Origin of the sequence: Coprococcus sp. AF102-57 (genome assembly GCF_027686195.1) — a bacterium.
GTDB classification, from domain to species: Bacteria; Bacillota; Clostridia; order Lachnospirales; family Lachnospiraceae; genus Allocoprococcus; species Allocoprococcus comes.
On the sequence record NZ_JAQCSY010000012.1, the window covers coordinates 91079 to 103525 of the forward strand.

Below are 12447 nucleotides of genomic sequence, written 5' to 3' on the forward strand. Positions count from 1 at the left end.
ACGAAGGAGTCCTTGTGTGGGACTTCTTTTTGCATGGAAAAACGGTATGTTTACATTGTCCAATGTCTTGAAACTTTTACATATATGATAGCTAATGGCTCCCACACATCACATCTCTGCAACAAATAAGTTTGAGTGCCAGTTGTATGAAGACGGGTGTCACAACCGTATTTGTCAATAACTTTTATCTATCTCCTCATGTCATTGTTTTTCTTGCACGCTCTCACAAAATGAATTATCCTAAAATAGAACATAAACTTCGAAAATAGGAGGATATAGAATATGGCAAAGATAGATCATGCAGCAATCAGAACGGCATCTTACGAGAATGCACAGAAATTTTTTGAAGATGTATTTGAAATGCATATGTGGAGAGAGAGCGGTGAAAAACCGGGAAGAAAATGCTGGTACGAAGAAGGAATCCAGCTCTGCGAAATGGAAGAAATTAACACAGAGGGAGAAAATGGCTACGACCACATTTCAATCGCGGTGGATTCCGTGGAAGAAACGATGGAAAAGATCAAGGCTTATCCGGTAAAAGCAATCAACGACCACTGGTTCTCATTGCCGAATGGAACGAAAATAGAATTAAAACTTCTGGAAAACTGGAAGGTAAATAAATAGAATTTGGAAGTTGGAAGTTTCTGATACCAGAGGATGCAAGACGCGTTTCCGGAACAAGAGAAGAGGCAATCGCGTATCTGGGATAAGAAAAAAGATAGAGTACGTTTATGAGAAGAAAAATTTTTCAAGACGGACTCTATCTTTTTAGTTTCTGAGATAACGGGAATCTGCAGACGATGCTTTTAAATTACTTTGGATTTCAGCAAAGAATCAATCAGCCGAGATGCTTCACTGCGCGTGATCGTATCCGGATTCCATTCCGGTACTTTTTTCTTCTGGCTGCACAGTCTCTGCAAAAGTGCAACCTGTTTTGCTGTAGCAGGCTGCACTTTTTTTATTTTATATGTAAGTTGCTGTGGCTTGAAAAGAGAAGGATCCTCATTTTCAAAATAGTGTGCCAGTGTCTGATACAGCTTGGCTGTGGCAAGTGCATCATAGTAGGCGCGGTGCGCAGCTTTATTTTCAATCTGGTAGTATTCACACAGACTGGAGAGACTTTTGGAGGGAAGTGATTTTAAGGTGCGCTGGGCAATCTTAAATGTGTCGATTCCAAATTTTTCAAAAGTAAGTCCTAAATTGGAAGCACCTGATTTCATGAAGCTGTAATCAAAGCCTACATTGTGGCCGATCAGGACATCATCTTCACAGAATTTAAGAAAATCACTGATCACAGCATCGGCAGGTCTGGCATTTGCAACCATTTCATTCGTAATGCCGGTGAGATTCGTGATCATCGGGGAAATCTCTTCCTGTGGATGAATGAATTCCATAAAACGTTCGGCAACCTTTCCGTCACGGACTTTCAATGCTCCGATTTCAATAATTTCATTATATAGTGGGTCAAGCCCGGTTGTTTCCAGGTCAAAACAGACATAGGATTTTAGCATTTCAAAACCTCCGTTTCTGAAATCCTATTTTAACAGATGCAAGGAGAAAGTGCCATAGTTTTCTTGATACAAATCTCTCTGGATGGTAAGATACAGGTATATTTGCCGGTGTAAAAGAATTTTGACAGGCAAAAATGCCATTTGTAAAAGATGTTTGATAGACTTTTGGTGTTCTATATGGAATGATGTCCGTGAAAGGAAGAAACAGGAATTATGGAAATAGGGAAGAAACTAAAAAATGCACGGATAGAAGCCGGGCTTACCCAGGAGAAGGCTGCAGAGAAAATCGATGTTTCCCGCCAGACTATTTCCAATTGGGAAAATGAAAAATCGTATCCAGATATTATCAGTGTCATTGCACTTAGTGATCTATATTCCGTAAGTCTTGATGAACTGTTGAAAGGAGATCAGAAGATGGCAGAACATCTGGAAGAGAGTACAAATGTTGTAAAAAGCAACAAAAAACTGACTGGAGCAATTCTTTTAAATATTATACTGATGATACTGTTGATTGCGCTGAACATGCTGTTGCCGGAAGGAACCTATTATCTGGTAATTGTATTTTGTGTGGTAATCATGAGTTCATCGGCATTGCTTTATCAGATTATCAAACGGATTTAGGAGGCAGATTATTATGGGATGGAATCAAATAGCAGCAGTAGCAAGCGGAGCGATTGCGTTGGTAGGAGCAAGCTGCACCGCATGGCAGATTTATCAGATGACGGTATCAGATGCAAAAGCAAGAGGCTTAAAGCACCCGAAATTCTGGGGATTTTGGGCGATGAATGGAAATAATTCAAGTGGACTGATTCTTTATCTGATCGGTAGAAGAAAATATCCGGTCCAGAATATGAGCATCGAAGATCAGGAAAAGATTGAAACAAGAAAAAAGGCAGCAGGAGCTGCGCTTGTGTTTATGACACTTGGGGCGATTGGATTTGTGATCAATATCATGCGGATTTATATTTAATGAAGAATACGAATACGAAGAGCGGTATAGACGTTAAAAATCTATACCGCTTTTTCCAGTTCTTTTTGCATATCGATAACTTTTTCATAGATTGCATCAGCAAGTGCAGCGTGACCGGCTGCATCCAGATGCTCGCGATCTGTGGTGCTTGGAGATGCAAATGCGGAGGCATCCAGAAATGCTGCATGATGCAGAAGTGCCACTTTGTGATATTCTTCAGCAAGCTTTTTTGAAACTTCTACGGATTTTTCATCAAATTCCGGATCAAAGCCAGGATTGCCAACACCTTCACCCAGATGAATCGGTGAAATGACGAGGAGATTAAAAGGCTGGGAAGCGTTTTTTCGGGCTTTTTGGATGACTTGAGCCAATCCTTTGGCAATGGTTCCTGCGGACGCATTGTATCTTGTTTTGCAGTCGTTGGTTCCGAGCATAACGATAAGGAGATCGATAGGGTTATGCATTTCCATCGTGACACCGATCAGATCAAGTCCAAGGCGTCCCTCACGAAGATCATCCTGAAATACAGTGGTTCTTCCACAAAGACCTTCTTCGATCACACGGTGGTTAGCACCCAGCTTCTTCTGAAGCAGACAGGTCCATCGGGTGTCGGTGTCAAATCTGCCGGTTCCGTCCGGTTTGTAGCCATATGTGTTTGAGTCGCCAAAGCATAAGATGTTCATTCTGTGTCACTCCTTTATAAACCTACTAAATTGATATGTTATATATGATAAATGAGATTGTTGGAAAAGTCAAGAGGTAAAATCGTATTGGAAAGGTTTCGAAATTTACCTGGATTTTAATTTACATCTGTATAAAGCAAAGATATACTAATGGGTGGAGGATAAAAATTATGAAGAATAAAAGAGAAGTGTTGGTTAAACTTTTTCTATCTACATTATATCTAAGTGCATTTACATTTGGCGGCGGTTATGTGATCGTTACGCTGATGAAGAAAAAGTTTGTGGATGATTATCATTGGATTGAAGAAAATGAAATGCTGGATCTGGTGGCAATCGCGCAGTCAGCACCGGGACCGATTGCGGTAAATGGGGCAATCGTGGTTGGGTATAAGCTTGCCGGCCTTGCAGGAACACTGGTTGCAATTATTGGAACGATTATTCCACCGTTTGTGATCATTTCTTTGATCTCTGCTTTTTATCATGCATTTCGGGATAATTATCTGGTGAGTCAGATGCTGGAAGGGATGCAGGCAGGTGTCGGAGCTGTGATTGCCTCGGTCACTTATGAAATGGGATGTGGAATTATAAAAAAGAAAGATAATGTGGCAACGATTGTTATGATTGCAGCCTTTATAGCAGCCTGTGTATTGGGAATCAATGTGATTTATATTGTGATTGCAAGTGGAGCTTTTGGTGTAATCCGGACAATCTGGAACAGACGGAGGAAAAGAGTATGATCTATATACAATTATTTTTAAGCTTTTTTCAGATCAGCTTGTTCAGCTTTGGAGGTGGATATGCGGCACTTCCACTGATCCAGGGGCAGGTCGTAAATGTGCATCACTGGCTCAGCATGACGGAATTTACGGATCTGATCACCATTTCCCAGATGACTCCGGGACCGATTGCGATCAATGCAGCAACCTTTGTTGGGATGAAACTGACCGGAATGCCGGGAGCGGTTGTGGCTACACTTGGATATATCACACCATCTTGCATTATCGTGACGATCATTGCAAAATTGTACTTAAAATACCGGGAAATGGACATGCTGCAGGGAATACTTGGAGGGATCAGACCGGCGGTGGTCGCACTGATCGGATCGGCGGGAATTTCCATTTTGCAGACAGCATTCTGGGGAGTTTCCGGGAAAATGGTGATATCTGATACCAGTTGGTTGATGGTTGGAATATTTGTGGTATGTGTGATCTTGCTCAGGAAGGTGAAGATGAATCCAATCTGGGTGATGGTGCTGGCCGGGGTGATGAAAGTTGGCGTGGAGATGGTTTGGAAGATGTAAATCTGGTATGATTGTAGTGAAAGGTTGGGTGAACAGTGATGGAGATTATTTGTTTTCATAATCCAGATGAAGAAAATGGATATTTAGGAAATTGGTATTTATCAGAGTTTGAAGTGAATGGAATTAAATTTTCATCAATGGAACAATTCATGATGTATCGGAAAGCACTTTGTTTTCAGGATGTCGAGACAGCATATAAAATATTGGGTACAGATGATGTGGCAAAAATTAAAAAATTAGGACGGGAAGTTCGTGGATACAATGAAAATGTTTGGAATGGAGTAAGACAGATTATTGTTTACGAAGGACTTAAGGCAAAATTTTCTCAAAATGAAGAATTGAAAGAGAAACTGAGTGCTACAGAAGATGCGGTACTTGCAGAATGTGCGGTAAAAGATCAGATATGGGGAATTGGGTTATCCATGAAAGACGAGAACAGATTTGATCTGGATAAGTGGAAAGGTCAGAACTTACTTGGATATGCTTTGATGATGGTGAGAGAACAATTTAGTTATGGAGGAAGATGAAAATGAAGAGTGTTTTAACGGACTTTTCTTACCCAAATCATTGCGGGTTAGTCAAAGATATGGTATATTTAAAGTATATTTTTGTCAAAATGTACAAAAATAAGAACAAATTAAAGTAGGGAGTGGTCAAGATGTATCAGGAAGAGTACAAACGTTGGCTGGAAGCAGATATGGAAGATGCCGATCTGAGTCCGGAATTAGCGAGAATTGAAGGAAATGACGAAGAGATAAAAGATCGTTTCGCTGTAGCTCTGAAGTTTGGAACAGCCGGACTTCGTGGAGTTCTCGGAGCAGGAACGAATCGTATGAATATTTATGTAGTACGTCAGGCAACACAGGGACTGGCGAACTGGGTTAAGACACAGGGTGGCACACAGACTGTAGCGATCAGCTACGACAGCCGTCTGAAGAGTGATGTATTTGCAAAGACAGCAGCAGGTGTTCTGGCAGCAAACGGAATCAATGTCAGAATTTATGACGCGCTGATGCCGGTACCGGCACTTTCATTTGCGACACGTTATTATAACTGTAATGCAGGAGTTATGGTAACTGCATCCCACAACCCGGCAAAATACAATGGTTACAAAGCATATGGACCGGATGGATGCCAGATGACAGATGATGCAGCAGCAATCGTATATGCTGAGATCCAGAAGACAGATGTCCTCACAGGTGCAAAATACATATCCTTCGCAGAAGGTGTAGAAAAAGGACTGATCCGCTTTGTAGGAGATGACTGCAAGAAGGCGCTTTATGAAGCAATCGAATCACGTCAGGTAAGACCGGGACTTTGCAAGACAGCAGGACTGAAGCTGGTATACAGCCCGCTCAATGGTTCAGGACTTGTTCCGGTAACACAGGTATTAAAAGACATCGGAATCACAGATATCACAATCGTTCAGGAACAGGAATATCCGAACGGATACTTCACGACCTGCAGTTATCCGAACCCGGAAATTTTTGCAGCTCTGGAGCTTGGACTTAACCTTGCAAAAGAGACAGATGCAGATCTGATGCTTGCAACAGACCCGGATGCAGACCGTGTAGGTATTGCAATGAAGTGTCCGGATGGTTCTTACGAACTGGTAAGTGGTAACGAAGTCGGTGTTCTGCTTCTCGATTACATCTGCGCAGGACGTATTGAAAAAGGAACCATGCCTGAGAAAGCAGTTGCTGTAAAATCAATCGTATCTACTCCGCTTGCAGATGCAGTTGCAGAGCATTACGGTGTGGAACTCAGAAGCGTACTTACCGGATTCAAGTGGATCGGTGACCAGATCGCACAGCTTGAAGAGGCCGGAGAAGTAGATCGTTTCATCTTCGGATTTGAAGAGAGCTACGGATACCTTGCAGGACCGTATGTACGTGATAAAGATGCTGTTATCGGATCTATGCTGATCTGTGAAATGGCAGCTTACTACAGAAGCATCGGAAGCTCACTGAAGCAGAGACTGGAAGAAATCTACGCGCAGTACGGACGTTATCTGAACAAAGTAGACAGCTTTGAATTCCCGGGACTTAGCGGAATGGACAAGATGGCAAGTATCATGGAAAACCTTCGTAAGAATCCGCTCACAGAAGTAGCCGGCATCAAGGTTGCATCTGTTACAGATTACACCAAACCGGAAGAAACCGGACTTCCTTCTGCGAATGTACTGATCTACAAACTGGAAGATGGCGAGACTGTTATTGTTCGTCCTTCAGGAACAGAGCCGAAGATCAAGATCTACTACACAACACTTGGAAAAGATCTGGAAGAAGCACAGGCAAAGAAAGACAAATTCGCAGAAGCATTAAAGCCGATCATGGCGTAGCAGTCAAAAGCTGATTTTGGAGAATGAGTCTGATCTGAATTTGGAGAGAATCAGGCTTGACAGAAAAGAACCTGACCGATATAATAATTTTTATCGATAAGGGAGTAGTTGGCGCGATGACGTAGCTTTGTCAACATACTGACAGCAATGGCTGTCTGGCATAGCTTTAAATAATGAGACTTATTCGTAGTATTTTATGCTACGAATAAGTCTTTTTTTGTGCATACGATGAGCCAAGTGCAGATTTGTGCTTGCACAAGTATCTGCATTTGGCGAATGTACATCATCAAGCGCGTAAGCGAGATGGTGTACAAAGTATACAAATCGAGTAGGAGTCAGCCTGCTCGATTATATACGATGAGCCAAGTGCAGGCAAAGCATTGCCGCAGACAATTATTTTCACATTGGATAAGATGATTAGCTTTAAAAAGGAGAAAAATTATGGGTTTAATTGAATTGTTTTTGATTGCAGTAGGGCTGTCCATGGATGCATTTGCAGTTTCTGTCTGTAAAGGACTTGCTATGCCGAAGTGCACTTTCAAAAAGGCGGCTATTGTTGGCTTATGGTTTGGCGGATTTCAGGCATTGATGCCGGCAATTGGTTATATTTTAGGAGCGCAGTTCCAGGAAGCCATTGCTTCTATAGATCACTGGATCGCATTTGTATTACTTGCGCTGATTGGTGGAAATATGGTTCACGAAGCATTGGACAATGACGAAGAGGAAGCCGATGCAAGCCTGGATGTGAAGACCATGTTCCTTCTCGCAGTAGCAACCAGCATTGATGCACTCGCTATAGGAATTACCTTTGCATTTCTTAAGGTAAGTATTATTCCGGCGGTCTGTTTTATCGGAATCGTGACCTTCATCATTTCCTTTGCCGGAGTAAAGATTGGTAACGTCTTTGGAGCCCGATATAAGAACAAAGCCGAAATTGTCGGTGGGGTCATCCTTATTCTGCTTGGTCTGAAGATTTTGTTAGATCATCTTGGCTTTTTAGGATAAAAATAAATACGAAACTACGATCCTGTTGTTCTTCTTTCACATAAAGAACACAATTATCTGCTATTCTGGTGTATAATTAGAAATAAAGTGATAAAAGGAGCCCGTGAGAGTTATGGATAAACTGAAAATTCTTGTAGTAGATGATGAAAGCCGTATGCGCAAATTGGTGCGCGATTTCCTGGAAAGAGAAGGATATGCGGTACTCGAAGCCGGAGACGGTATGGAAGCAATGGACATTTTTTATGAGGAAAAAGATATTGCACTGATCATCCTGGATGTCATGATGCCGCATATGGATGGCTGGCAGACCTGCCGTGAGATCCGTAAAGAATCAAAGGTTCCGATCATTATGCTGACCGCAAGAAGTGAAGAGAGGGACGAGCTTCAGGGGTTTGAACTCGGTGTGGATGAGTACATTTCCAAACCGTTCAGCCCGAAGATCCTGGTTGCAAGAGTTACTGCGATTCTGCGCAGAACCAATGCGCTTGCTTCGGATGATCTGCTTCATGCGGACGGGATCGAGATTGATAAAGCAGCACATATGGTGAAGATCGATGGAAAACCGATCGAACTCAGTTACAAAGAGTTTGAACTTCTGACATATTTTGTGGAGAATCAGGGGATCGCTTTATCGAGAGAGAAGATTCTTAACAATGTATGGAATTACGATTATTTCGGGGATGCCAGAACCATTGATACCCATGTAAAGAAGCTGAGAAGTAAACTTGGTGATAAAGGAGATTATATCAAGACTATCTGGGGGATGGGGTATAAATTCGAGGTACAGTCATGAAATATTCAATAAAAAGACAGATGATGACTGTTTTTGTAGGTCTGATTCTGTTTATGATCGTTGTATTTATGATCGTCAACGGAAGCTTTCTGGAGAAATATTATATTTCCAATAAGAAATCAGAATTTATAAAGGCCTATACAATGGTGCAGGAAGGTGTGGAGAACGGGACAATCGATTCTGAGACACCGGAAAAAGACCTGGGAAGATTTACAGAGAAAAATAATATTTCCATTGCAGTCATCGATTCAGAATACAATGTGGTTTATACTAATGTAAGAGAAAAACAGATGATGGTCGTACAGCTTTTCGGATATCTGTACGATAAGAATCATCAGGAGGTTCTGGAAAAAACGGACAGTTATGATATCTGCAAGTCGGTTGATCCGCAAAATAATACAGAGTACCTGACCATGTGGGGAAACTTTGACAATGGTGATATCTTTATCATGCGAAGCCCGCTGGAGAGTATTCGTTCGGCAGTCATGATTTTTAACAGATTTATCGGAGTTGTCGGCGGATGTGTGATTCTTGTGAGTGTATTGCTTGCGTGGTATTTCTCAAAAAGGATCACGGAGCCGATCATGGAGCTCGCAACACTTTCACAGAAGATGGCCGATCTGGATTTTGAGGCAAAATATACTAGCGGTGGAAGCAACGAAATCGGTGTACTGGGGGAGAACTTTAACCGGATGTCAGAAAGACTTGAGCAGACGATTTCCAATCTGAAAGAAGCCAACTATAAATTGCAGAAAGACATTGAGCAGAAAGAAAAACGAGAAAATATGCGAAGCGAATTCCTGGGGAATGTTTCCCATGAACTGAAGACGCCGATTGCCCTGATCCAGGGATATGCAGAAGGCCTGAAAGAAGGAGTCAATGATGATCCGGAGAGCCGGGAATTCTACTGTGAAGTCATTATGGACGAGGCAGGAAAGATGAACCGGATGGTGAAGAATCTACTTGCCCTGAACCAGCTGGAATTTGGTGAGGATGATGTACAGTTTGATCGGTTCGATATTACTTCATTGATTTCGGGTGTCCTGCAGAGTCTGGATATTCTGATTGAGCAGAAAGAAGCACAAGTGATTTTCCGCCACAAGAACCCTGTTTATGTCTGGGCAGATGAGTTTAAGGTTGAGCAGGTTGTCCGGAACTATGTCAACAATGCACTGAACCATGTCGATGGTGAGAAGGTGATCGAGATCAAGATCACCCAGGAAAATGATATGGCAAAAATTACCGTATTCAATACCGGAACGCCGATTCCGGAGGAAGATCTGCCACATATCTGGGAGAAATTCTATAAGGTCGATAAGGCAAGGACCAGAGAATACGGTGGAAATGGTATCGGGCTTTCCATTGTGAAGGCGATCATGGACTCCTTTGGAAAAGGATACGGTGCGATCAATCATACCAATGGTGTTGAGTTCTGGTTTGAACTGGACATGAAATAAACGCGAATCTTGCAATTCGCACTGTAACGTGGTACATTATAAAAGAGCTTATTACTGATTGACACAGGGAAGAAGATTGTGACATGAGCGGAAAAAGTTCTTTTGAATAACTACAAGAATATAAAAATCGTGAGGATATGCGGATGATAGCGATTATTGATTATGATGCAGGAAACATTAAAAGTGTAGAAAAAGCGTTAAAATATCTTGGTGAGGATGCGGTTATCACAAGAGACAGAGAAGAGATACTTTCTGCCGATAAAGTGATCCTTCCGGGAGTCGGTGCATTTGGCGATGCCATGTACAATCTGAAAAAATATGGATTGGATGAAGTGCTTCGTGAAGTAGCAAAGAGACAAATCCCGCTTCTTGGAATCTGTCTTGGGCTTCAGCTTTTGTTTGAAAGAAGTGACGAGACGCCAGGTGTGGAGGGGCTTGGTATTCTAAAAGGAGAGATTCTTAGAATTCCGGACTGTCCGGGACTTAAGATCCCGCATATGGGATGGAACTCTCTGAAGCTTCAGAATGACGGCAGATTGTTTAAAGATTTACCTGAAGAGCCGTATGTATATTTTGTTCATTCCTACTATTTGAAAGCAACAGATGAAAGTATTGTAAAAGCGACAACCGAGTACAGCACGCACATTCATGCTTCGGTTGAACAGGGAAATGTATTTGCCTGCCAGTTCCATCCGGAAAAGAGCAGTGATACAGGACTTCAGATACTGAAAAATTTTGTAGAATTGTAGGAGGGCAGACAGTGTTTACAAAGAGAATTATCCCGTGTCTTGATGTGAAGAACGGACGGGTTGTAAAAGGTGTGAATTTTGTGGATCTCAAAGATGCAGGAGATCCGGTTGAGATTGCGAAGGCTTATGATAAGGCAGGTGCGGATGAACTGGTATTTCTGGATATCACGGCATCTTCGGACGACAGAAGCACGGTGGTTGACATGGTGCGTAAAGTTGCTGAGTGTGTGTTTATTCCATTTACGGTAGGTGGTGGAATCCGGACCGTTGACGATTTTAAGGCATTGCTCCGGGAAGGTGCAGACAAGATTTCCATCAATTCTTCTGCAATCAACCGACCGGAACTGATCCGGGAAGCAGCGGAGAAGTTTGGAAGCCAGTGCGTGGTTGTCGCGATTGATGCGAAAAGAAGAGAAGACGGCAGTGGGTGGAATATCTATAAAAATGGCGGACGCATTGATATGGGGATTGATGCAGTTGAGTGGGCGAAAAAAGTAGAAGCACTTGGCGCAGGAGAGATTCTTTTGACCAGTATGGACTGTGACGGCACGAAGGCCGGATACGATCTGGAGCTGACAAGGACGATTGCGGAAAATGTATCAATTCCAGTAATCGCATCTGGAGGAGCAGGTAATCTGGAGCATTTCTACGAAGCACTCGGTGAAGAGGGGAAGGCAGACGCGGCACTTGCGGCATCCCTGTTCCACTATAAAGAGCTGGAGATCAGAGAAGTAAAAGAATATTTGAGAGAAAAAGGCGTATCGGTACGTCTGTAGAGAAAAGGTGGGGAATATGGCAGCAATTAACAATGACTGGCTGGATGCACTGAAAGGTGAATTTTCCAAGCCATACTATAAGAAACTATTTGAGACAGTGAATCAGGAATACCGGACACACCGGATATATCCTCCGGCAGATGACATTTTCAATGCATTTCATCTGACACCGCTTAAGGATGTCAAGGTTGTGATCCTTGGTCAGGATCCATATCATGGAGATGGACAGGCAGAGGGGTTAAGCTTTTCTGTGAAACCAGGGGTTGATATTCCACCGTCACTGGTGAATATTTATCAGGAACTGCATGATGATCTGGGATGTACGATCCCAAGCCACGGCAATCTGGTGAAATGGGCGAAGCAGGGAGTACTTCTTCTCAACACGGTTCTTACGGTAAGAGCGCATCAGGCTAATTCACATCGTGGAATTGGCTGGGAAGAATTTACAGATGCAGCAATCCGTGTACTCAATACCCAGGACAGGCCGATCGTATTTATCCTGTGGGGAAGACCGGCACAGATGAAAAAGAGAATGCTGACCAATCCGAACCATCTGATCCTGGAAGCACCACATCCGAGTCCACTTTCTGCGTATCGTGGATTTTTCGGAAGCAAACCGTTCAGCCAGACCAACAAATTCCTTGAGGCGCATGGTGTAGAGCCGATCGACTGGCAGATTGATGAACTGTAAAGAATAAAAAATAGAGATTTCGGGCAGACTGTGAAGATTTATTTGCAGTCTGTTTTTCCTTTTTTATTTCATAGGAACTTCCTATGAAACAAAAGGCACTACGTGTCGGAGATGCACATTCTTTTTGTTACTGTTCACAGTACAATGTCATGATGCCAGGGTCAAAAGCCC

The 12447-nt window shown here is 42.6% G+C and carries 15 protein-coding genes; 13 read left to right on the plus strand and 2 right to left on the minus strand.

Annotation, left to right across the window (positions count from 1 at the left end; genetic code table 11):
- Positions 1–282 precede the first annotated feature (282 nt).
- Positions 283–624: a VOC family protein gene (locus tag PGZ10_RS09495; RefSeq protein ID WP_270541232.1), complete on the plus strand. Its 342-nt coding sequence runs from the start codon at positions 283–285 to the stop codon at positions 622–624.
- 182 nt (positions 625–806) lie between these two features.
- Here the strand turns inward: PGZ10_RS09495 and PGZ10_RS09500 are convergent, their stop codons facing one another.
- The gene (locus PGZ10_RS09500; protein ID WP_270541234.1) at positions 807–1511 is read right to left on the minus strand and encodes a 3'-5' exonuclease; all 705 of its coding nucleotides are present in this window, start codon (positions 1509–1511) and stop codon (positions 807–809) included.
- Positions 1512–1724: 213 nt separating this feature from the next.
- On the opposite strand from PGZ10_RS09500, the gene PGZ10_RS09505 reads away from it, so the two are divergent.
- Positions 1725–2132: a helix-turn-helix domain-containing protein gene (locus PGZ10_RS09505; RefSeq protein WP_008372798.1), complete on the plus strand. Its 408-nt coding sequence runs from the start codon at positions 1725–1727 to the stop codon at positions 2130–2132.
- Positions 2133–2145: 13 nt separating this feature from the next.
- Positions 2146–2481 (plus strand): hypothetical protein, encoded by a 336-nt coding sequence (locus PGZ10_RS09510; RefSeq protein WP_270541236.1) that lies wholly within the window; start codon positions 2146–2148, stop codon positions 2479–2481.
- A gap of 41 nt (positions 2482–2522) precedes the next feature.
- Here the strand turns inward: PGZ10_RS09510 and PGZ10_RS09515 are convergent, their stop codons facing one another.
- Positions 2523–3164 carry a GDSL-type esterase/lipase family protein gene (locus tag PGZ10_RS09515; RefSeq protein ID WP_270541238.1) on the minus strand — a complete coding sequence of 214 codons (642 nt, stop codon included), beginning with the start codon at positions 3162–3164 and terminating at the stop codon, positions 2523–2525.
- 170 nt (positions 3165–3334) lie between these two features.
- On the opposite strand from PGZ10_RS09515, the gene PGZ10_RS09520 reads away from it, so the two are divergent.
- The 10 genes from PGZ10_RS09520 (at position 3335) to PGZ10_RS09565 (ending at position 12276) form a co-directional block, all read left to right on the plus strand.
- Positions 3335–3901 carry a chromate transporter gene (locus tag PGZ10_RS09520; protein WP_117557700.1) on the plus strand — a complete coding sequence of 189 codons (567 nt, stop codon included), beginning with the start codon at positions 3335–3337 and terminating at the stop codon, positions 3899–3901.
- Positions 3898–4464, plus strand: coding sequence for a chromate transporter (locus PGZ10_RS09525; RefSeq protein WP_270541239.1), 567 nt, complete (start codon positions 3898–3900; stop codon positions 4462–4464). Before PGZ10_RS09520 ends, PGZ10_RS09525 begins: the two co-directional genes overlap by 4 nt.
- Positions 4465–4502: 38 nt before the next feature.
- Positions 4503–4991 carry an NADAR family protein gene (locus PGZ10_RS09530; protein ID WP_195509570.1) on the plus strand — a complete coding sequence of 163 codons (489 nt, stop codon included), beginning with the start codon at positions 4503–4505 and terminating at the stop codon, positions 4989–4991.
- Positions 4992–5122: 131 nt separating this feature from the next.
- Positions 5123–6805 (plus strand): phospho-sugar mutase, encoded by a 1683-nt coding sequence (locus tag PGZ10_RS09535; protein ID WP_270541240.1) that lies wholly within the window; start codon positions 5123–5125, stop codon positions 6803–6805.
- Positions 6806–7246: 441 nt separating this feature from the next.
- Positions 7247–7810, plus strand: a complete 564-nt coding sequence (locus PGZ10_RS09540; RefSeq protein WP_270541241.1) for a manganese efflux pump MntP — start codon at positions 7247–7249, stop codon at positions 7808–7810.
- A 112-nt stretch (positions 7811–7922) separates the two neighbouring features.
- Positions 7923–8603, plus strand: coding sequence for a response regulator transcription factor (locus tag PGZ10_RS09545; protein ID WP_022220129.1), 681 nt, complete (start codon positions 7923–7925; stop codon positions 8601–8603).
- Positions 8600–10060: a sensor histidine kinase gene (locus PGZ10_RS09550; protein ID WP_270541242.1), complete on the plus strand. Its 1461-nt coding sequence runs from the start codon at positions 8600–8602 to the stop codon at positions 10058–10060. The genes PGZ10_RS09545 and PGZ10_RS09550 overlap by 4 nt, the downstream gene beginning before the upstream one ends.
- Before the next feature lie 143 nt (positions 10061–10203).
- A complete protein-coding gene (gene hisH / locus PGZ10_RS09555) occupies positions 10204–10809 on the plus strand; it encodes an imidazole glycerol phosphate synthase subunit HisH (RefSeq protein WP_055249198.1) in 606 nt (201 codons plus the stop codon).
- An 11-nt stretch (positions 10810–10820) separates the two neighbouring features.
- On the plus strand, positions 10821–11585 hold the full coding sequence (gene hisF / locus PGZ10_RS09560) for an imidazole glycerol phosphate synthase subunit HisF (protein WP_008372815.1): 765 nt from the start codon (positions 10821–10823) through the stop codon (positions 11583–11585).
- Positions 11586–11601: 16 nt separating this feature from the next.
- The gene (locus PGZ10_RS09565; RefSeq protein WP_117834952.1) at positions 11602–12276 is read left to right on the plus strand and encodes a uracil-DNA glycosylase; all 675 of its coding nucleotides are present in this window, start codon (positions 11602–11604) and stop codon (positions 12274–12276) included.
- Positions 12277–12447 lie beyond the last annotated feature (171 nt).